This window comes from Pseudomonas sp. Sample_24 (assembly GCF_004307605.1).
Lineage (GTDB): Bacteria > Pseudomonadota > Gammaproteobacteria > Pseudomonadales > Pseudomonadaceae > Aquipseudomonas.
Genome location: NZ_RCNW01000160.1, coordinates 1 through 20,909, shown reverse-complemented (window position 1 = coordinate 20,909; position 20,909 = coordinate 1). Strand labels below are relative to the sequence as shown.

Here is a 20,909-nt window from a genome sequence, read left to right as displayed (position 1 = left end):
CCTTGTCGGTGGACACCACGCTGGTCAGCGCGGTGGTATCGGCGGTCACCAGGTTACCGGCGGTGATCTCGGCGCGGCTGACGCGACCGCTGATCGGCGCGGTGACGCGGGTAAAGCTGAGGTTCAGCTTGGCCAGGTCCAGTTGAGCTTGCAGGGCGCCGACTGCGGCGCGGGCTTCCTGGGCGGCACTGGTTCGCGAATCGGCCAGTTCGGCGGAAATCGCATTGCTGGTACGCAGGCGCTCACCGCGCTGGGCTTCGTTTTCGCTGCGGGTGGCCGTGGCGCGGGCCTGAGAGACCAGCGCTTCGAGGCGGCGAACCTCGGCCTGGAACGGACGCGGGTCAATCTGGAACAACAGGTCGCCTTTCTTGACGAGGGCACCCTCGGTGAACGCCACTTCATCGATCTGGCCGGAGACCCGTGGGCGGATCTCTACGGTTTCCGGTGCCTCAAGGCGCCCGGTGAACTCGTCCCACTCGTTGACCGGCTGCTCGAGCACCTTGGCGACGCTGACTTTCGCCGCCGGCATCGTAGCGGCCGTTTCCGGTGCCTTGCCGCAAGCGCTGATCACCACCATGGCCAATAAAGCCAACGGGAAGCGCAAATGTTTGAATGACTGTTCCATGGATGCATCCGCCAATGTGTTTAGATTGGCGAATGATGCTCGGCGAGGTTGTATGGCACGAATCGAATGAGCCGAAGGTAACTATCATCCGGAATGATATGAGGCCCCATGCAGCCCTCTAGCATGCACCTCTGATCAGCGGACTATCAATTGAGTCAATAGCAATTCAGTGTTGCCGAAAATGCATCAAAGGGCATGAGTCAACGCCACCGGCAGGCAGTTAAGCGTGACCGGACACTGTCGAGTATCTACACTGCCCGCTATCGGAGTTGATTCCGGCCCGCCCTGGATAACAAGCATGTCCCTTCAAAGTCGCAACAATGTAAAAGTGATCGGTGAAGGCTCGGCGACGCTCATTTTGTCCCATGGCTTTGGCTGCGACCAGACCATGTGGCGTTATCTCGTCGATCACTTCACCGGGCATTTCAAAGTCGTGCTGTACGATCTGGTAGGCGCGGGTCAATCGGACCTCGGGGCCTATGATTGCCAAAAATACGACTCGTTGGCGGGCTACGCTCAGGATTTGGGTGACATCATTGATGAGTATGCCTGCGGGCCAGTGATCGTGGTCAGCCACTCCGTCAGCAGTATGATCGGTGTCCTGGCTGACCGCATGTCCCCCGGGAAAATCGACGCGCATGTGATGATCGGCCCGTCGCCATGCTATATCGATACCGACAACTACGTGGGTGGCTTCAAGCTTGAAGACATTCACTCGCTGCTTGATACCCTGGACAGCAACTATCTGGGCTGGTCCAGCACCATGGCCCCGGTCATCATGGGCGCACCCGGCCAGCCGGCACTGAGCGAAGAGTTGACCAACAGCTTTTGTCGTACCGAGCCTGAGATCGCCAAGCAGTTCGCACGGGTGACGTTCATGTCCGACAATCGCAAGGATGTTGCCGGATTGACCACCCCGACATTGATTCTGCAATCGACCGATGATCTGATCGCCCCCATTGCGGTCGGCAAGTACCTGGAAGCCGTAATGCCCAACAGCACACTGTGCATCGTCGCCAACGTCGGTCATTGCCCGCACATGAGTGTACCTAGCGCCTGTTCTGAAGCTATCGACAACTTCTTGTTGCCGTGGACGGCTGCCAATGCCGGCTGACATACCGTTTTTGCTCGATCCGCAAGCACTGTTCGACGGGGCTCCCTGCGGGCTGGTCGTCACCAGGGAAGATGGCACCATTGTGCGTAGCAATCAGACCTTCAGCCATTGGATCGGCTGCGATGCCCCTGATTTGGTCGGTCGGCGTTTCCAGGACCTGTTGACGATGGGTGGGCGGATTTTCCACCAGACCCACTGGGCGCCCCTGATGCAGATGCAGGGTTCGGTGGCCGAAGTGAAGCTCGATCTGCTGCACCGAGACAAACGCATCATCACTATGCTGCTCAACGGCGTGCGACGAGAGCACGAAAGTGGCGCGTTTTATGAACTGGCGCTGTTCGGCACCACCGATCGCGACAAGTACGAGCGCGAATTGCTCAACGCCCGGCGAACTGCAGAAGCTTTGCTGCGGGAAAAAACAGCAGCCGAAACGGCCCTGCAACAGGCGCAAACAGCGTTGAACGACGCTTACGAAAAATCCCAGCGCCGCGCTTCATTCGCCGAACAAATGGTCGCGATTGTCAGCCACGATCTGAAGAACCCTTTGACGGCTATCAGAATGGCTTCCGACATCCTCGCCCAATCCGAGCGCAGCGCAAAGGAAAGCAAGATGCTCGAGCACATCAGTCGCTCGACCGACCGCGCCGAGCGCATGATCGCAGATTTGCTGGACTTTGCCCTGGCGCGCATTGGGCGGGGTATAGCGGTCAATCCCGATTGGCTGGATTTGCATCGATTCATCAGCCAGAGCATTGATGAACTGCGTGTCGCTTTTCCGCAAGCCACACTCTTGCACACGTCCAACGGTTCTGGCCGCGCTTATCTGGATGCTGATCGGGTGCAGCAGGTCATTGGCAATCTGGTCGCCAACAGCGTGGCATATGGTGATCTGGCGCATCCGATCACTATTGTTTCCGAATGGGGTGACGATCAATCGGTGATCTCGGTCCATAACCACGGCCCGGCAATTGCGGATGCATTAGTGGCCGCTCTGTTCGAACCCATGACCCGTGGCACCGAAACCGACAGTGATGTGCGAAGCGTGGGGCTTGGTTTGTTCATCGTCAGAGAAATAGCCAGGTCCCATGGCGGGGAGGTTGCGGTCAGCTCGACGGCCCAGGAGGGCACTCGGTTCAGCGTGCATCTTCCCCATCCTGAATAAGGCCGGTCAACAAATTACCAATGATCGACGTGGTGTTGTGTTCCAGAGTTTCGATTGATTGTTTGGCGAATCGCAGGACCCCGCGGGATCAAGCAAGGCCCGAGCTCAACGGAGCACAGCAAAGGCCAGGCTGTACCGGGTTGTCATTGGGGGCAGGGTGTTGAAATCAACCCGATGCATTTGTTTCAGATAAATGTGGCCTGGCATCCGGGCTGCTTTTACTATCGAGTGCCATCCGACATGTTTACCGCGTGCTGTAGAGCGCGCGGTGTTTAAAACCAAGGGGCTTGCATGGCTCAGTCGACTTCTTCATTGGTAGCTCCTCTGCGTGCTTTCTTTACACAGTTGACCCGTTCTGGACGGGGAGGCATGGCGTTTTGGCTGGTGTTGGCCTGTGTGATGGCGTTGCTGCTGGTTAGCGGTTACAGCGCTGTTGTCGGGGGCAGCAAGGACAATCTGCGTTTCGCTTTACTCGGGGGATTGTCCGGATTCGGCGCAACGGCGCTCGGCGCAGTGGTGGCGATTGCGCTTCGCGACATTGCGGCTCGCACCCAGGACATCATGCTCGGCTTTGCTGCCGGGATGATGCTGGCCGCCAGTTCTTTCTCGCTTATTCTTCCTGGCATCGAGGCGGCTCGGCAACTGAGCGGCAATGGGTTACTGGCAGCCGGTATTGTCGTATTGGGTTTGGCACTGGGCGTTGCCTTGATGATCGGTCTTGATCGATTTGTGCCTCACGAGCACGAAAAAAGCGGCCGGCGCGGCCCAGAAGCCAAACGGATCAATCGGGTATGGCTGTTCGTCCTGGCCATCACGTTGCACAACTTGCCCGAAGGCATGGCGATCGGTGTCAGCTTTGCAACAGGCGACATGCAGGTGGGAATACCGCTGACCACGGCGATCGCCCTTCAGGACATACCCGAAGGTCTGGCGGTGGCAATGGCTTTGCGAGTGACCGGTATTACGGCACTGCGCGCGGCGCTGATTGCCGTCGGATCAGGCTTGATGGAGCCTCTTGGCGCCTTGGTCGGCCTCGGTATTTCCAACAGTTTTGCCCTTGGCTACCCCATCGCACTTGGCCTCGCCGCCGGCGCCATGATCTTTGTGGTGTCCCATGAAGTCATTCCCGAGACCCATCGCAATGGTCATGAAACGCCGGCAACACTGGGCCTGATGCTGGGCTTTGGCGTCATGATGTTTCTCGATACTGCGCTGGGATAAAACACTCGCGTTATTGTTTCTGCATTGGCCAGATCATCCGCCACTGACTTTCCAGTGTTTAACATCATCGGCAAACACCATTTGCCTCATCTCGTGAGCAATGCCGTATGCGAGAGACTCATGGGCGGCGATGACTTTTTCCTCCGCGGACAAGCAATGGAAGATATCGAGTTTGGTCTGCGCTTCAGCGGTTTCCAGCGCGAAAATCTGCACGTAGCGCGCAAGGTCATTGTCGAGACTCGACAGGTATTCACGCAGACGTTGATGATCAACGGATTTCTGACTGAAATACCAATTCATCGGGTGGATCAGAAAGCGTGAGTGGGGAGAGGTGATCCGGCGCCCTGCGGCCAGGAACATGATGATGCCCATCGATTCGATGTTCCCCGCATTGATTGCACACAATGGCACTGGCAGCGATTTCAGGAAGGTATAAAGCGTGAAACCGAAATTGGTACTGCCCCCGGATGTGGACAGGTTCAACAGTAAAGACGTGGCACCTTGATCTATGGCTTCGAGACAGCAATCCCTGAAACGCTCGGTGGTTGCCTGGTCGATCTGGCAATGAAAATGCACGATATGTTCGGTCATGGCCCGACCTCCGAAATCCATTATTTGTAAAGCTGCGTATGCGCTATGCAGTCTAGTAAATATTGATCTTTCGTTAGCGAAATATTCGACTTTATCAACCGGTTTTTGAGTGCCTGTTCCGTCAGTCGAAAGTCTTTATTTTTCATTGAACTAACGTCGTAAATCCACTGGTCGCGAAGCCTTTTTTTTGTTCAAACTTTCGATTTTCCATGCTATCCGAATTAAACGGGCGACTGCTCGTGTCAACGATTCAGAGGTGATTGAAATGGCCAATACAGGAAATAACAATCCCGGCAATTTTTCTAATGACCGAGATAAGGCATCCGAAGCTGGCAAGAAAGGTGGCCAAGCTTCAGGCGGTAATTTCGCCAATGATCCACAACGAGCATCTGAAGCCGGCCAAAAAGGTGGCCAGGCATCAGGTGGACAACAATCGAGAGATGCTGATCGTATGTCCGGAGGCGGGCAGGGTACCCAACGCGGTGGAGAGTTCACCGATGACATGGAGGACATGAACAAGCCTGGACAGAAAGGCGGACAGGCATCGGGTGGACGGCAATCCAACGAGGCTGGTCAATCCACCGGTGGTGGTCAGCAAAGTGGACGCGGCGGCAATTTTGCCGATGACAGGGACAAGGCGTCTGAAGCAGGCCGCAAAGGAGGAGAAAACAGTGGTGGCGGAGGGCGTCAGTCCTGATGCCTTGTAATCACCAAGCCCCGATTTTTCGGGGCTTGGTTTAAAGTTTCCCGGGTGACTCTTTTGGCTGCTGATCTTTTTTACGAAGCACCACTGTCTGCCGCACTCACCTGAATCAAAGCATGAACACGCGAACTGAGTTCATTCAGGCTGAAGGGTTTGGTCAGCACCTTGGTAGTGGCATCGACAGAAATCAGGCTGGAGCCACCTGCGAAACCGGTGATGAACAGCACCTTCATTTGCGGGAATTTCAATTTCAGTTCAGCCGCCAGGCTGATCCCGTTCATCATGCCGGGCAGACCAATGTCAGTCAGGAGCAAATCCAGGTGCCCGAGCTTTTCTGCCTGCTTTATTGCCGATACGCTATCGACCGCCTCTACTACGCAGTAACCTGTTTCGCTCAATAATTCCGAGGCCATCTGGCGTACCGCGGCTTCGTCATCCACCAGCAAAATAGTTTCGCCGTTCCCCACTGGCTCCGTCGAACCTGATTCGGAATGGGCTTGGGTCTTATCGGGTTCAGAATTGTCCACTGGAAAATACAGGGTTACGGTGGTGCCGACGCCGACGCTGCTGTGGACCCGCACCTGCCCACCGGATTGTTGGGTAAATCCATAGATCATTGAAAGACCCAGGCCAGTTCCTTCGCCGATTTTCTTGGTGGTAAAAAACGGATCGAAAATGCGCGACAAAAGCTCTGGTTTGATCCCGGTGCCGGAATCTGTCACGGATATGCTCACATAGGATCCTGTAGGCATCATTTTCTCGGAAGACGACGCTTCATCTATCACGCATCGGTCGACCGAAAGATCCAGCGTACCGCCATTGGGCATGGCATCTCTTGCGTTGATGGCAAGATTGAGCAGGGCATTCTCCAGCTGATTGAGATCGCACTTGATACGATCACTGGTCTTGAACGAGCACCCCACTACAATGCTCGGCCCGACCGAACGGCGGATCATGTCTTCAAAATCGGCCACTACTTTGCGAGGTTCGATAATTTCGGGGTTGAGTGATTGCTGTCTCGAAAACGCCAGCAGACGTTGCGTCAAAGCGGCTGCGCGAGACGCTGAGGTCATCGCAATCGAGTTGTAACGGGCCAGTTTGTCATGGCGACCGGCATCAATTCGACGTTGCATCAGCTCCAGGTTACCGATGATGCCCGCCAACAGGTTGTTGAAGTCGTGGGCAATGCCACCGGTCAGTTGACCTACCGCTTCCATTTTCTGACTCTGCCGAAGCTTGAGTTCCGCCATCGCCCGTTCATGTTGTTCGGCTTCCAACTGCTGAGTGCGCTGATTGATTCGGTCCTCCAGCAGCTCGTTCCAATCTCGCAATGCGTTCTCTAGCTGAACCCGATCGTCGATGTCTTCAATGGTGCCGTACCACTGCTCGCAATGACCGTCGATACCGAGGCTGCACAACGCGCGGACGCGGAACCAACGATATTCTCCGGTGCCTTTGCGTAAGCGGATTTGAGAGTCGAAAGGCTGCAAGGTGGTCAATGATTGATCCCAGAGCACTATCAACGCCGTCTTGTCCTCAAGATGCACCGCGTTGGACCATTGACGATCCAACGTTTGCTCAGGTGTCAGGCCGGTGTATTCATACCAGCGATGATCGATGGAAATGAGATTGCCGTTTTTGTCGGCCGTCCAGGGCCAGAGCGGATTGAGTTCAGCCGCTATTCGATAGTGCCTTTCACTTTCCCGTAGCTTTTTTTCGGTCAAGCGCATGGCTTGCATGGTTTTGGAACGCTTTAAAGCTGCGCCAAGCAAATTGCTGTAACCGCGAAGAAAATCGATATCGCTGTCGGTGAACTGGCGAGGGATTCGACTATCCACCTCAAAAATGCCGAATGGACGTTCTCCATCGGCACCGTGGACGAGCACGTTGACGAACGCTTTAACGCCGTTTTCGATTTGAAAATCGTGATAGCGAAAGCGGGTTTCCGTTGCAATATCCGTTGAAATGACCGGGCCGTTCGTGTCCAGAGAGTGACGTTCAGGGGTTCCCTCGCAGGCTTTTACTTTCACCTTCCCGACGACATTGGGTGCCCAGCCCACACCATTTCGCACAAAAAAAGTGATCTCGTCTTCCAACAACAGCATGAATTTCGCCATGTTGGTTCCGAGCCCGTCGCCGACCAAGCGGCAAGCTTCATCGAGAATTTGCTCCAAATCATCTGACGCCAAGGCCAGCTCGCCAAATTTGGCAAGCACCTTGCGCTGGCGCAGAAGCGTCTCCTCGATTGCCATGTCATCACCTATGGGGTTTTAGTATCCGAGGGCCGGGCACTGGCCTAGGTTCAAACGATGTGATCAAAAGCAGTTTGTCTTTGCTTCCTGCAGCGCGTTCAGTCAAACCAGACAGGGATTTCAGGGGTGTTGAACGGGCCGATCACAGGTGATATGTAAATCCTTTGAACTGTGTCTAAAGCTAGAAATTAGGCGATAAGACACAACTTCAGGGAATTAAGTTGCTTGATAGGGCTGGGCCTTAATTCTATAATTTTGGGAATTAACTGGCACAGAACAGGCTGGGTGCACTCTATGTTGGATTTAAGCTTCAGCAAGCCGAGCGAGGTCGTCAAGCGCCTCTGCGATCGCTTGCGCACAGAGCGCTTGGCGCAGGATATGACACAAGCCGACTTGGCCGGACGTGCCGGCATCGGCACAAATACAGTCTCCAACCTTGAAGCCGGGCGCAATGTCGGATTCGAGAACGTCGTTCGGGTGGCGATGGCTCTTGGCCGAACCAAGGAACTGGAAGGCCTGTTTCTGCCTAGACTGGACAGCATCGAGGACATTCGGCGCTACGAAAACAGCGCCAATCGTCTCCGTACAAAAAGGAAGTCCGGCAATGCTTGAGCAGGTGAACGTCTTCTACGAGGGATGGGGTGAACGATGGCAATGGGGCACGCTGGTCTCCACGACTGCCCTGACCGGTCGCCCGTTGATCGTGTTCGAGTACAGCAATGAAGCCAGGCAAAGGGGCTTGGAACTGTCCTCCTACACGCTGCCGTTGGGGGGGGCTAACTTGCGCCGAGATTTTCCAGAGCACCAACTGTACTTGCCAGGGACTGTTTACGACGCCTTGCCGGATGGGTGGGGCATGTTGCTGATGGACCGTTTGTTCAGGCGTCGCGGGCTCACCACAGCACGCATCGGTTCACTGGAACGGCTGGCCTACATTGGTAGCAATGCAATGGGGGCCATGACGTTTGAGCCCGTGGCACCCGAAGGGCAGGAATCTGAAGTCCACATCCCGCTGCAGCAGCTTGCCGCCGAAGTACAGAAAGTCCTCCATGGAGACGGTGGCGAGTTCCTGCAGACGTTGCTGCTGGTGGGCGGCTCGCCTCAAGGCGCAAGGCCTAAGGCCCTCGTCTATCGCGATCCAGAAACTGGCGGATTTACCACTGCCGCCACGCCGGGCTTTGAAGCATGGTTGATCAAGTTCCCGGCCAAAGAAGAACATGCCGAGGTGTGCGCTGTCGAAATGGTCTACGCCGAATGCCTGCGCATGTGCGGTATCGAGACCCCTGACACGCAGTATTTCAGTCTGCCTGATGGGTTGGCGGCGTTCGCCAGTAAGCGATTTGACCGTCGGGATGGTCTACGCGTACCCATGCAAAGCCTCGCGGCGTTTACGGGGGCAAATTACCGCTCCCCGGGAGTGTTGGACTACGTCAACTTCCTGCGGGCAACACAGATGTGTACCAACGACGTGCGAGAAATGGCGCGGGCGTTCGAACGTGCAGTCTTCAACGTTGCGTTCAACAACAGAGACGATCATCCCAAGAACTTCGCCTACATCATGTCGCAAGACGGTCAGTGGAGACTGTCACCGGCTTACGACGTGACCTTCTGCGAGGGGCCAAGTGGATATCACCAGATGGATGTGATGGGGGAAGCACTGTCGATTTCCCGCACGCAAATGCTTCGGCTGGCCGAGGAAGCCGAGGTGCCCCCGGAGATTGCAGGCAGAATGATTGACGGCATTTGTGATGTGGCGAGCCAGTTTGAAAGCATCGCCGAGAACCTGTATCCACAGGTTATTACTCGAGACACCTTGCGCACGATCCAAGACCGCATCGATCAGAACGTAGCTCGGTTACACCGTGGTCCATAGTGTGTGGAAAGGCAAAATAATCAGATTAGGAGCCTGCCCGACGACACTTAAAGACTATCCGGGTCCCCGAAAAACATCGAGATGATCCTCTAGCTAGAGGGTTATGGCTTGAATAAAATCAAAATGTACCCCCAGTTGTACCCCCAGTCGCCCATCAAGGATCCAAGATCGAGAATGGCGACTGCTGACAGCGATGTGAATGGAACAACTTGGTGCCCAGTAGACTTCGAACCCGCTCCGAAGCAGAGCCGGCGCTTAAACCGAGGCAAGCATGATTTTGTTTTTGACTGGAATTGCGACGGGCGGTACGTACAATATCCATCATCCAACGGCGAATATCACCCGATACCATCAATGCCGCGAGCGTGGATGTATGAGTTCCACACTTGGGTGAACCACGACCAGGGCAGTGCAGACTACGTCGGTAGCGTCTGGCGGCGCCGTTATACGACCCCCCAACCGGCGTTCATGTGATGTCCAAAGGGGCTGAGTGTCCCAAGTAAATCAAAATGTAGGTGTCCAGCGCTGTCAAGCTCGCTGAGGGCGAGACCTGGACGGCTTAAAATGGCTCTTAACGCAATCCTGGGAATGACGGGAACATAAACGCCGATTTGATTGATGATGTTCGTGCGAGCAAACACATCTAACAAAGTCGCGTACGTAGGCGCGATATTCATACTTTCCTTCCGTTTTGGGAGGGTTTTTCTCTCGTTTCTATCAGGCCTGATGGTGACGCCCTGCAGATCGACCTCATCCCCCAAGCTAACCGATTTCCTACCTGCAGCGGCTGCAACGAGCCCAGAACCACCCCGCCCATGAATATTGCCAACGGCTTATTTGAGACCTGCCTGGTCTCGGGCACTCGCTGCAGTTAAGCGTCGAACTCAGACGAGTCGGGTGCGGCCGTTGTGGCAAACGCATGGAGGCTGTCAGCTGGCTGGGTCGTTACTCTCGTATGACGCGTCGCTTGGCTGAAGCCGTTATCCAAACCGGCCGACGGTCGCCTACCTTGCATGTGGCTCAACTGTTCGGATTGCACTGGGACAGCGTGCGATTACTGGAGCGACGGGCGCTACAGACGGAGCTCGACGAGTTTGCCCTACTCCAAGGGCATCGATACACCAGCGTCGTACAGGATGCGGACTCCGCCGGGTCGGCGAAGGACGTAGACGGGCCGCTATCAGACTCTTCTTCGAAGAGCTGGGGGCCTTAAGGCTGCTCGCAAATAGAGACGGTGGCGATGGACAAGAATATTGCTTTCGACCTCGAGGTGCGCCAACACTGCCCGCAAGCACGAGTGGTCTACGACCCGTTTATGTAGTGGCCAAATACGGCCGAGAAGTGCTTGCCCGTGTACGAGTCGATGAGGCCCACCGCCGCGCCATGACAAGCCCGCGCGCAAAGTCATCAAAGCTCGCTGGTTACTGCTGCGCAATCCGGGTAACCGCAAGAGTGAAGATCAGCAGGAGCACCTGCAGGATCTGTTGGCTGCAAACCAATCACTGATGACGGTTTATCTGGATGAAGCCAGAGCTCAAAGCACTCTGATCGCCCCTTTCCGCTTGAGGCTGGAGATCATCCTGGAAGCACAGGTTACGTCTAGCGAATGAAAGCGAAATACCGGATCTGAAGCAGTTCGCTATACGCTTGAAGGGTTACTGGCAGGACATTTTGAGCAGGATTCGCTGGCCGATGCACACCAGTCGACTGGAGGGGATCAATAACCGCATCAAGGTGGTTAAGCGTGTGGCCTACGGCTACTGGGGCAGCGAATTCTCTTTTACGAAGATTAACAGCGACTTTCCCGGCAATCGGTGAGGAACCTCAAAAATGGCACGCTCTATTCTGAAGCAGGGAAGTATTAATTAGTCCCAGTCTCCCGGGAAGCAATCGTGATGACGCGCGCGGCACACCGCTGACCAAAAGAAAACGACGGGAGGCGGCGCAGTGGCGTGAGATGGCCTAACCTTCAAGCACAACGCTTACATGAAATAATCATTGCTACGATGGGTTTCGACGCGATAGCGCTTAGCGAAACTGGCGCATTGTGGGCGTGGCGATAGAGGGCAGAATGGCGCGAAACTACGGGTTGTACGGGGATTTGAGGGGCTATCGAGGATAGGGCTGCGCGAATGAGTTTAATCAGGATAGGCGCGGGAGCCCGGTGATTATGACTTGAAGAATATCGAGCAGAGCCGTACTCCTCACGCACTAGGTGCAAGTTGCGCTGACAAGCCTGCGTGGTTGGCGCATTCTGTGTTTTGCAGCGCCAGTGCGTGCCCTATCTAGCTCCAGCTGGCAGGGGTTGATGCACGCATTATTTGACCAGGCCAGTTGTCGTCGAGGCGCGGAAGACTAGCCACACTCGATGGCGTACTCAGTCACTGCAAAGTCTTCCGTCTGGCGCCGGGAATTGTGCTCACTGTCGGAGAATCGCAGGTGCACGACTGGATTAGGCCTGAGAAGGCACAAAACGACGGCTAAACCATCGGAACTGCGTTAGCTATCTGTGGCAACCTCCCCGTCGGATCTTGGGTCTGGGTAGGCAGTTAGGTAAGACCTATGGCTCACTGGGCGAGAAAACGTTTGGCTCCGAGGAATAGCCGCAAGAGCCGAAGGTCGCCGGCTGTTGATACTTCATGCTTTTGGGCATCTGATCCTGCTGGCGGATTTGACTATGCAACCATAGGAACTTGCCGCGCTACCGAACTGATGGTGTACACTCGGGCGGCTTGATATTCAAGTTCCTTACTTTTCTTACCCGCCTTGTGCGGGTTTTTTTTGAGAAGCACCATGACACCCGTTTTTGATAAAAGCGCGGCTTTAGGGTTCTGATTAATAACCGATTGTTGTCGTTCAAGATTACCTCAGCTTCACGAGTTATCCGACGGTTCACGTTGTGCAGCGAGTACCCATACGTCGCGTGGCACCGCCATCCGCAACGACAGTTGGAAAGCCTGCCGCTGGCAAGCGGTCTGCCGATCAAGTCCGGACGTCTTGAGCAGCGAACCAAATCGGATTTGAACTTCATTACGCACCTAGATAAACGATGACCGCATAATCAAAATCGCAGACAGCAAACAGCGGCATGTTATGACCTAACTGCCTAGACTCACTGTATTGGCATTCCGTACGCCAACGGCAAGTGTTTGGTAGGTGCCCCGCAAAATTTTCCCGACTCGACAATAAGTCAATTAAGAGCATCGTCATCGATACGTAGCAATTCACAATAAGCCCCGCCGGAAGGGACTTATTCACCCTCTTGGACCAATGCAGACCGCCCTGGGCAACCTGGTGGTACCCACTGATTGTTGGAACTCCCCCCTTTCGGAGCTGTGTTGAACCACACCGTCCAGCCTGTATGGGGGATATAAAAATTGAGGGTATTTCCTACAGACGGTAGTCACGCTTATCTTGATCATCGTTGCTTCGTCGAGAGGGGCCTTCGCGTAGCGTGGGTGGTAGGCATCCTTTCAGTCACTTATAACTCGATCAAAGCAATAGGAAAGACATGCCATTCCCTACTTATGACGCGTTTGGTGGTTTTGCAAATTCCGTTCTTCCATTCAGTAAGCGACGAAAAAAACTTCCCGGCCCGGTAGATTTGGATACGTTGAATACCGGCGTTACCCGCATTATTGATGTCTACGCCGCGGATTATGCATCGGTGGTTCGAGATAACCCAGCACCGTTGGCGACTTTAAATGATTCACAAAAAAATACTGAAGTAGCGATTGTCGGCGCGGGTATGGCTGGTCTTTGCGCGCTATACGAACTGACCCGTTGCGGGTTAAAGCCCACAATTTTTGAAGCATCCGGTCGACTAGGCGGAAGATGTTATACCGAGCATTATAGCGGACCTGCAACTGGAGCTGATCCCGCCGAAATGGGAGCGATGCGTTTCCCGGACACTGCAAAACTGATGTGGCATTATTTTAAGAAGACAGTTGAGAAAACTGAGAACCCAAACCCTGTCTTCCAGCCGTTCCCCAATCCTGGCATTGTCGCCACAGCGTTGAACGTTGAGGGCAATACTTCGTGTTGGATTTCTGACCCGTCCTCAGAAGATTTTGGGTTGCCTCCTCGTGTAAACAAGTTAGGTGTCGAGTTTGATGACGTGTTCTTAATGGAAACAACTGTAGAAGTCGCACCACAGGTATATTGGGGGTTACACGAAGCTGCTGCGGCACTCAAAAAAGCAATATTGTCAAGTCATGAGGAAGAGTACCTTTTTTCCTATTGGACAGCAATCATCAACAAATTTGATCACGTCAGCGTCGAAATGTTCGTCCGAACAAAACTTCAAGGTCCGGATGCGCAAGCCAATTGGACTGAGAGCGACGTGAGGTTGTTTAAAGCAGTAGGGTTCGGAACGGGAGGGATGGGGCAGGATTTTCCAACCTCAATGGTGGATTTTATTCGTTATGATCTCTGGGACTATGAAGCGCTTTATCGCTGGGGCCCCGATTATACGTCAACAGGATTTGCTGAATCGTTTTTTAAGTTAAGTCTAGAAGAAGGCTTGCCACGTGAAAACCTGATTAAGAGTGCAGCCTTCGACATTCATCGCTCACTGCTTGAATCTAATAAAATAGGGGTTCGATATGTTGACCCCGATACGAACGAAGTCACTTTAAAACTCTTCGATTATGTCATCATTGCGACAAGTAACCCAGCAATGATGCAACCAATGCTACTTGATAGCGGAGATAGTAGTATTTATCCCGCGTCTCGTGCTCAGCGCCCGTTCGGCTATATAGCCTCAGATTTACAGGCTCCGCTCACGCTCTATACGAAGCAGATTAGAGAATCGATTCGCAATGTTGAATTTTATCCATCGACGAAAATTTGGGCCGCGACTCATGGCGACTATTTAAAAAGTCCAGAATGGCCTAAAGTTGAAGGCGCTGATGGGGTTAAGCACCCTGTAAGATGGATAGTCACAGATCGTCAACTTGGTCAAACCGCTATTTTTCCGAACGAGGACGGATCTAAATGTTCTGTGCTATTAACCTATCAGAATGGCATTGATGCACTGCGCTATCATCCCCTGCCGTTGCCCATTCCTCAACCACCCAGCGTAGTTTCGAAAATCCAGTACGCGCTTGCAACGAACCAATTAACGCTCAGTTATGTTGGGATGTCTTCTAATAATCCCGGAACGACCCCGCTTAATGAGTTTGGCGATATCCTTAATAATAAATTTCTGGAGTCGGGTATTCCTGGGGAAAATACGTTTAAAATTGAATGGCATAATGAGGCGTATTTTCAAGGTGCATTCCGCTTGCTTCTAGCGGGTCAATATAATTACAATGCTGTACTCGCTTTTCAGTATACCGTTGCATCTCCATCTCGTTATATGGAAAACGGTACTGAAGTAATTCCAGAGGCATATCGTAGGGTGTTTCTTGCTGGCGAATCTGCTTTTTTCCTGGATGGGTGGATTGAAGGTCCTTTGTATTCTGGTGTCAACGCGGCTACTGCCGTGCTCCACTCTATTCAAGGTGTGGGTGGTGATCTAAGAACATCAAAGTTTTTGGATCCGACCTACGTATGGAGGTTTCGTAATAACGCTCAAACCAACTCCGTCGATTTTTGGAACGATTCGATGGAATAACAGCTAAAAATTTTGATGCACTCATACGAAACGTATAAAAGGCAGAGATTTACGCAATTTCAGTGCAGAAACTGATCTAAACCCCGCGGAAGCGGGGTTTTTATTGGGTGCGCCATTGCATTGCTCGTTGCGCGCAAGCGCAATCAGTGGGTGTTGTGGCCTCGCTGGTGACTTGGAAGCGAAAGTCCTCTACACACCCCGGCAATGGGATGTGTTAGCCAGAGATAAGTCGTAGTCGGTTTCAGCGAATCTGAAGAATGCCCAAGGCAAAATGCTGGGCTAACGAACAGTAAGCGGATAGAGATGGTGCCGGGAGGTAAAGCTGTCCAAGCTGTCAAAGCCCGATATTTGCAGGGAGCGCTGTGTCGTGGGCCCGACAGGCATAAGCAGGTAGGTCGCGTGATTTACCCTGAGAGATCTGCACGTTTGCCTGTGCTATCGAGCATCGACCATCGCGTGGAAGTCAGTTGACTCGGTAGTCAGTGGCGAGTACCCATCCAAAGAGCCGAACAGGTTATTGATCTGGAGCTGTAATTGCGGGTCATCGCTTCGTGCGCTACGGTGGCGACGCAGCGAGGTATGACGGCCATGATTGTTTAAACCCGATATTTGTATGTAACACTGTGACGGATCCGACCGGCATAAGCAGACGGACGAATTATGGTGGAGGCTTATACGTTTGCCATTGCGCTACCGAACTTCATGAGGCGTCGGGATGAAACTGCATAATTCAGCCGAAACCGTAGCAAGGTCGCTAACCGCGCCACTAAGGGTCGCTTAGATTACGCCGCCAGTGGGCGCCCGCGTCTCGCTGAATACCGAAATGCAGGAAATTTTAGCTCTGCAGCTGTTAATTTAGTCCGGGTCGGTATCCTAGTATGACGACCAACAGTGCGAAGGTACCAGCGGCCAATGTGGCGTGGCGGGCTTCAAACAAATATACGGGCTAGCAAACAATTCGATCTATAAGTAATATGGTTGAATGAAGTTAAAAATGCTAGGAAATGTCGTTTAACTTCCCAATCAAAATTTTTTATATATTTCTCTAGGTTGGCGACTATTTGCAAAATTATATTCATATTTATTTAACGTTTTTTTGACCTTCCGCTGTGCACCTTGTACCAACCACTACATCACCGTACACCCGCTGATTGTCGCCATGCATGAATCGGCGCTCGGCGTAACACCCTTTATACCTTATCAGGAGCGTGTTTTTTATGAGTACCCATACCAACCTAAACAAACTGCCGGAAATAACCTTGGCTTTCTGGGTTATGAAAATCTGTGCTACCACCCTCGGCGAAACCGCCGGCGATCTGTTGTCTATGACCTTAAACGTGGGCTACGCTATGAGTTCGTTGATCCTGATCAGCGTCTTTTGGCTGACGCTTGGCTTGCAACTGTTTTCGAAGAGTTATAATCCAGTGCTGTATTGGATCGTGATTCTCTCCACCAGTACTGCGGGCACGACAATGTCGGATTTTATGGACCGTACTCTCGGCTTAGGCTATGCCTCGGGTTCGCTCATTCTGATCTGCATGCTGATCACGATTTTTGCGGGTTGGCGCCGGAGCGAATTAAAGCTGTCTGTGGACAGCATCTACACCACTAAGGGTGAGTTGTTCTACTGGGCAGCCATTCTTATTTCTAACACTCTGGGTACGGCGCTAGGTGACTATTTGGCAGATGATTCCGGCCTTGGCTTTGCCGGTGGCGCACTGCTGATTGGTTCGGCAATTACCGCAGTGGTGCTAGCCAGGTTTTACACCACTGTCTCTGGCGTGCTGTTGTTCTGGGTGGCGTTTGTCCTCACCCGTCCGTTCGGTGCAACCCTTGGCGACTTATTGACTAAGCCGCATGAAAAAGGTGGTTTGGACTTTGGTACCATCGGTTCCTCCTTGGTACTTGCTGCGGTCTTAGTAGTCCTGGTGGCCGTCGCTGCGAAAGCCCGCCGAGTGGGGCAAGCGTGCGGTTAAAGACCAGTTTGCGTTGACCGTTCTCAACTTAGAGGCTAGCGAAAATTTTGTCTTGGTGAGTGACTAGAGAGCCTGCTACGCGGGCTTTCTACGTCCTGATTTAATTGACGCAACATAAGTCTGCAAGTTGCACGGCGTCCCTCGATGAAGCCGTGCGGCCACGCAACGTGGTGATTGAGTGCGCGTCGAGAGGTTGGGCCGAGGTCAGGCCAGCTGGAAGATCTGACCTTTTCAACAGAATCGGCCAAATGCGGACATAAATGCGTGTCAACTCATGACTCACGGCGGCATCTGTCTGTTGAGAATCACCAACGGCCACGTGTTGGGCGGTGAGCAATGGCTCCAGGCTATCGACCGTGTGGCGTTGGCCAGTCTTCATACCGTTTGATGGGGCGATCGTGATGTCGTCCTCAGGTTCGCTGGTGTTGCGATAGAGGATTGGGCTGCGTTGGATGTTGCATTGGGATGCTCAACGACTGTTCGTTGGTATTTTGCCGCAGAACATCCCCTGAGATATCTCCCGTATATCGCTAGTCATGAAGATCGCTGCCGCGCGTAGTTCCTTGCTTATACTGAGTGCTCCCACTGAAGGGGCGCTAACAATAGGTGAGAGCTGCATGAGATCTGCTTCGAAACGTCCCAATTCGTTGCCTGAGCGAGATGGGATCACTCCAAGTCATCTACGGTTTCCCGTGGTAGGCATCGGCGCTTCCGCTGGTGGGCTCAATGCATTGAAGACTTTTTTCGAGCAGATGCCTGCCAATAGCGGCATGGCATTCGTTGTTGTGCTGCACCTCTCACCCGACCATGAAAGCGTGGCCGACCGCATGCTCCAGGCGTCGACAGACATGCCAGTGCAGCAGGTCAATGATGCGCTCCCCATTCAGCCCAATCATGTGTACGTCATTTCACCAGCCAGCCAGCTATCGATGAACGACGGCTATCTTCGGCTGACGTCTTCTCGGCGGCCATTTGGCATCCATATCGCCATTGATCTGTTCTTCCGCGATCTGGCTGATGTGCACAAGGAATATGCCTTTTGCATCGTGCTTTCTGGGACGGGTAGCGATGGCGCCGTGGGGCTGTCGCGTATCAAAGAACAAGGTGGTGTGACAATCGTACAAACCCCCACTGATGCCGAGTTCGACGGCATGCCCTTGGCGGCTATTGCTACAGGTTTGGTCGATGTGGTGCTGCCTGCGGCAGAAATCCCGCACAAGCTTGTAGAACTGTGGGAGAACTCGCAGTCCATCAAGTTGCCGCCTCCGCACGATATACGACTCCCAGCGGACATTGCGGAACCTGACCGTGCTGAAACCGAGCACGCTCTGCAGGATATCCTGCTGCTGTTGCGAACTCGCAGCCCGTGCGCCCTGCCTGTGAGGACGGCACGAGTACTGATCAGCGAGATCGATGCATCGGGGCGTTGACGCTTGACCGGACTATGGCGGACAGCACGGAAAGACGTGCGGATCTATTCATTCATTTCGCGTTTTATGCGCAGCCAATCCTCATAGGCGGCTCTACGCGTTTCATCGGCCAATGTTTTGGCTTCGGAAAAGCGCTTCCAGACGCTTTCATTTCCAAGTTCGTCCTGAATGATTTTGTAAGCAGCGTCGTCCAACTTATCCGCTTGTCGAAACATGGCCGTATTGGCAGCGATCTGCTCATCCCATTGGCATTCATTAGACAGGTGCTTAACTCTGCTCATTTTGCTGTTCCTCTTCCCAAATTACAGCTGACGTTTTTCGCCAGCAGACCCCAGTCACTCCGTTTTATTCCGCCATGGGTCTTGAGAAGCGTTTAAGCGGTGGGCGACCCGGTTTGGGGATAGGGGCAATGCCGGCATCACAGCTCGCCTATTGCCAGGCGTCGGCATTAGTCATCGTCTGCGCTCGGATCACGAAAGACTTGGGCCGCCCTTGGAGCAAGTACTCGATTACAAAAAACTCCACCTTACTCATGCGTACAATTCCTTGGCTTTGAGTAGGTGATGTTGGGCGACAAAGAAGATTCAAAGAATTGGCTGACCAGTCTTAACGATTCGCTCAACGGCCCCGTCCAATTTATTGCCTATGCAAACTTCCATGCCGCCGGTCACCCGGCGGCGTTATGTCCCGAAACGGTCGATGGTCTGCAATAGTTCCTACACGAGTACGCGAGCGTCGGTTGTGTCGTCGGCCTCAGGTACAGGCGTGTGTGGTTCGCCCGGCGTCAGGATGACTTTCCTGCAATCCTACGCTGGAACGCTGCCGACCTGCGAATTGGTCACGGTCTGCTAGGCAATGAGCAGAATGTCGGATGGTTCGAAATCCTACGCTTCCGCCACTAATTTTCATTAAAGCCCTGATATTTCAGGGCTTTTTTGTATCTGATCGTTTTCAGCCCATACCCTAGCCCATACTTCGGGCGCTGGCTTTCAGTGAGCGTCACTGGATTTTTCTGCCCAACGGTCTCGAACCTCTGGGCGTGCGAGCGCGTTTTTCAAAGCAACCCGCAAGCATCAAGGCTGTAGCGCTTCACTGGGCGAAGGTTATGGGTCGACCAGTGCTACGCTAGATCACCTAGCACTGGTAATTACCTTACTGTCTGTTAGGAGCGCTTGGAAAATTCCGCAATCCAAGCTTGAAGCGCTGTGAGGTCAGCCTCAAAAATTTAAGGTCAACGGCGCTGCTAGGCAGTTCGTCCGACTGGGCATGCTCGAAGACTGAATAACGTGTCATCAAATCATCGATGAATACGCAGTCCTCAATGCTTACCTTGGCGATTTTATGTAGCTTCCCCTGAGTATTGATTGCACGACGGAAGCGGCCTACCACATCCGCAAGCAAAATGAACTCGACGGTTTTCTCCACAATAATCCTGAAATCACTGCAAGCGCTTTTCGCTAGGATTTCGTAGCTATCGACTTCGGCGTTCTCTTGATGCTTCGTCAGGTGCTTAACCGTGTGGTCGATCAGGTATTTCACAGCATTAGCTGGTTTGGCGTCGCGGGCACTTTGGGTCGCCACGATACCGGCGGTTTTGTCCATCCTGCGAAGCGAGATCAGCGTTGGCTTGATAGTAGGAACGTCGGGGATTTTTGACAATTTGTCAGTGACAGAATCCACTAGCGAAACCAGCGAAAGTCTATGGGTGAAAATGATGACCTGCCTCGTATGCGACAACTGCACGAGGCGCTCCACGACTTTCTCTTCGAAATCCTGGTCTAGTGATGAGATCGGATCGTCAAAGATAAAGGGGGCCAGCTGATTAGAACCTGTGGTATCCGCCAAGAACGCGGCGAGTGCAGCTATTCGAGTCTCGCCCTCACTTAGAATGTACTCTGGACCATGCGCACCGTGAGCCCCCACCAGATTCAAACCGAAAGTGATTTTTCCCTTGCCCCCGGATTTGCTTTGCGGTGAAACGGGGATGCGGTGGCCGCCCAAAAGCTTAAGTTCTTTAACAAACCGAGCCTGATAGCCAGCATCCAGTTCGGTTTTGGCAAGCTCATTTTTCTTCGTGGTGAGCGAGTTGGTCGCAGCCGAGCGTGATGCTTTGTCTAGAGAGGCAACTGCTGTGAGGCGGGTTTTCTCGGTGACAATCGAGGATTTGTTCTGATGAAGCCATTGCTTCGCCTGAAGCGTGAGGACGCGCTGATGCATGGCCTGGCGGTGCTCATCTTTCTGAAGTGCAGCGAGGCTTGCCTCTTCAGTAGCCAGGGTCGCGGACTTCGTTTTCACAGCCTCATTGATCTTCGACCAGTCAAAAAGGTGCTGACCATCGAGGGGTA

At 53.4% G+C, this 20,909-nt stretch carries 14 protein-coding genes and 4 pseudogenes; 12 read left to right on the top strand and 6 right to left on the bottom strand.

Annotated elements, in window-relative coordinates; genetic code table 11:
• Positions 1 to 625, bottom strand: a 625-nt coding sequence (locus D8V06_RS08485) for an efflux RND transporter periplasmic adaptor subunit (RefSeq protein WP_130930794.1), incomplete at its 3' end; no start/stop codon positions are given.
• 298 nt (positions 626 to 923) lie between these two features.
• Here D8V06_RS08485 and D8V06_RS08480 point away from each other — a divergent pair.
• From D8V06_RS08480 to D8V06_RS08465, 3 genes are all read left to right on the top strand, one after another.
• Complete coding sequence (locus D8V06_RS08480) at positions 924 to 1,739, top strand: alpha/beta hydrolase (RefSeq protein ID WP_130907285.1); 816 nt, start codon at positions 924 to 926, stop codon at positions 1,737 to 1,739.
• Entirely contained in the window at positions 1,729 to 2,901 is a 1,173-nt protein-coding gene (locus tag D8V06_RS08475; RefSeq protein ID WP_130907286.1) for a PAS domain-containing sensor histidine kinase, read from the top strand. The genes D8V06_RS08480 and D8V06_RS08475 overlap by 11 nt, the downstream gene beginning before the upstream one ends.
• A gap of 291 nt (positions 2,902 to 3,192) precedes the next feature.
• Positions 3,193 to 4,122, top strand: a complete 930-nt coding sequence (locus D8V06_RS08465) for a ZIP family metal transporter (RefSeq protein WP_130907288.1) — start codon at positions 3,193 to 3,195, stop codon at positions 4,120 to 4,122.
• A gap of 33 nt (positions 4,123 to 4,155) precedes the next feature.
• Here D8V06_RS08465 and D8V06_RS08460 read toward each other — a convergent pair whose 3' ends face one another.
• Positions 4,156 to 4,734, bottom strand: coding sequence for an ATP-dependent Clp protease proteolytic subunit (locus D8V06_RS08460; RefSeq protein WP_082557618.1), 579 nt, complete (start codon positions 4,732 to 4,734; stop codon positions 4,156 to 4,158).
• A gap of 244 nt (positions 4,735 to 4,978) precedes the next feature.
• Here D8V06_RS08460 and D8V06_RS30800 point away from each other — a divergent pair.
• Positions 4,979 to 5,140: pseudogene (locus D8V06_RS30800) on the top strand (general stress protein); the annotation flags it as partial.
• 24 nt (positions 5,141 to 5,164) lie between these two features.
• Positions 5,165 to 5,410 (top strand): KGG domain-containing protein, encoded by a 246-nt coding sequence (locus D8V06_RS30795; RefSeq protein WP_347238563.1) that lies wholly within the window; start codon positions 5,165 to 5,167, stop codon positions 5,408 to 5,410.
• An 80-nt stretch (positions 5,411 to 5,490) separates the two neighbouring features.
• On the opposite strand, the gene D8V06_RS08450 is transcribed toward D8V06_RS30795, so the two are convergent.
• Entirely contained in the window at positions 5,491 to 7,668 is a 2,178-nt protein-coding gene (locus tag D8V06_RS08450; RefSeq protein ID WP_130907289.1) for an ATP-binding protein, read from the bottom strand.
• Between the two features lie 294 nt (positions 7,669 to 7,962).
• Here D8V06_RS08450 and D8V06_RS08445 point away from each other — a divergent pair, with 294 nt between their 5' ends.
• The 7 genes and pseudogenes from D8V06_RS08445 to D8V06_RS08420 all read left to right on the top strand — a co-directional run.
• Entirely contained in the window at positions 7,963 to 8,280 is a 318-nt protein-coding gene (locus D8V06_RS08445) for a helix-turn-helix transcriptional regulator (protein ID WP_056855396.1), read from the top strand.
• Entirely contained in the window at positions 8,273 to 9,541 is a 1,269-nt protein-coding gene (locus D8V06_RS08440) for a type II toxin-antitoxin system HipA family toxin (RefSeq protein ID WP_130907290.1), read from the top strand. Before D8V06_RS08445 ends, D8V06_RS08440 begins: the two co-directional genes overlap by 8 nt.
• A 919-nt stretch (positions 9,542 to 10,460) precedes the next feature.
• Entirely contained in the window at positions 10,461 to 10,754 is a 294-nt protein-coding gene (locus tag D8V06_RS30790; RefSeq protein WP_347238560.1) for a helix-turn-helix domain-containing protein, read from the top strand.
• 404 nt (positions 10,755 to 11,158) lie between these two features.
• Positions 11,159 to 11,359 carry a transposase gene (locus D8V06_RS30785; protein WP_347238561.1) on the top strand — a complete coding sequence of 67 codons (201 nt, stop codon included), beginning with the start codon at positions 11,159 to 11,161 and terminating at the stop codon, positions 11,357 to 11,359.
• A 1,693-nt stretch (positions 11,360 to 13,052) separates the two neighbouring features.
• Complete coding sequence (locus D8V06_RS08430) at positions 13,053 to 15,158, top strand: FAD-dependent oxidoreductase (RefSeq protein ID WP_130905575.1); 2,106 nt, start codon at positions 13,053 to 13,055, stop codon at positions 15,156 to 15,158.
• Between the two features lie 1,217 nt (positions 15,159 to 16,375).
• Positions 16,376 to 17,134, top strand: coding sequence for a hypothetical protein (locus D8V06_RS08425; RefSeq protein ID WP_130905574.1), 759 nt, complete (start codon positions 16,376 to 16,378; stop codon positions 17,132 to 17,134).
• 617 nt (positions 17,135 to 17,751) lie between these two features.
• A pseudogene (locus D8V06_RS08420) lies at positions 17,752 to 18,408 on the top strand (chemotaxis protein CheB); the annotation flags it as partial.
• Between the two features lie 200 nt (positions 18,409 to 18,608).
• Here the strand turns inward: D8V06_RS08420 and D8V06_RS08415 are convergent.
• The 3 genes and pseudogenes from D8V06_RS08415 to D8V06_RS08405 form a co-directional block, all read right to left on the bottom strand.
• Positions 18,609 to 18,845: a hypothetical protein gene (locus D8V06_RS08415; RefSeq protein WP_130905572.1), complete on the bottom strand. Its 237-nt coding sequence runs from the start codon at positions 18,843 to 18,845 to the stop codon at positions 18,609 to 18,611.
• Positions 18,846 to 18,909: 64 nt separating this feature from the next.
• Positions 18,910 to 19,098: pseudogene (locus tag D8V06_RS30780) on the bottom strand (DUF6555 family protein).
• A 618-nt stretch (positions 19,099 to 19,716) separates the two neighbouring features.
• Positions 19,717 to 20,909 (bottom strand): annotated as a pseudogene (locus D8V06_RS08405) (hypothetical protein); the annotation flags it as partial.

Excerpts from the sequence above, each read along its gene's own strand:
- D8V06_RS08480 (WP_130907285.1), top strand. The coding sequence starts at position 924 with ATGTCCCTTCAAAGTCGCAACAATGTAAAAGTGATCGGTGAAGGCTCG.
- D8V06_RS08475 (WP_130907286.1), top strand. The coding sequence starts at position 1,729 with ATGCCGGCTGACATACCGTTTTTGCTCGATCCGCAAGCACTGTTCGAC.
- D8V06_RS08465 (WP_130907288.1), top strand. The coding sequence starts at position 3,193 with ATGGCTCAGTCGACTTCTTCATTGGTAGCTCCTCTGCGTGCTTTCTTT.
- D8V06_RS08460 (WP_082557618.1), bottom strand. The coding sequence starts at position 4,734 with ATGGATTTCGGAGGTCGGGCCATGACCGAACATATCGTGCATTTTCAT.
- D8V06_RS30795 (WP_347238563.1), top strand. The coding sequence starts at position 5,165 with ATGTCCGGAGGCGGGCAGGGTACCCAACGCGGTGGAGAGTTCACCGAT.
- D8V06_RS08450 (WP_130907289.1), bottom strand. The coding sequence starts at position 7,668 with ATGGCAATCGAGGAGACGCTTCTGCGCCAGCGCAAGGTGCTTGCCAAA.
- D8V06_RS08445 (WP_056855396.1), top strand. The coding sequence starts at position 7,963 with ATGTTGGATTTAAGCTTCAGCAAGCCGAGCGAGGTCGTCAAGCGCCTC.
- D8V06_RS08440 (WP_130907290.1), top strand. The coding sequence starts at position 8,273 with ATGCTTGAGCAGGTGAACGTCTTCTACGAGGGATGGGGTGAACGATGG.
- D8V06_RS30790 (WP_347238560.1), top strand. The coding sequence starts at position 10,461 with ATGGAGGCTGTCAGCTGGCTGGGTCGTTACTCTCGTATGACGCGTCGC.
- D8V06_RS08430 (WP_130905575.1), top strand. The coding sequence starts at position 13,053 with ATGCCATTCCCTACTTATGACGCGTTTGGTGGTTTTGCAAATTCCGTT.
- D8V06_RS08425 (WP_130905574.1), top strand. The coding sequence starts at position 16,376 with ATGAGTACCCATACCAACCTAAACAAACTGCCGGAAATAACCTTGGCT.
- D8V06_RS08415 (WP_130905572.1), bottom strand. The coding sequence starts at position 18,845 with ATGAGCAGAGTTAAGCACCTGTCTAATGAATGCCAATGGGATGAGCAG.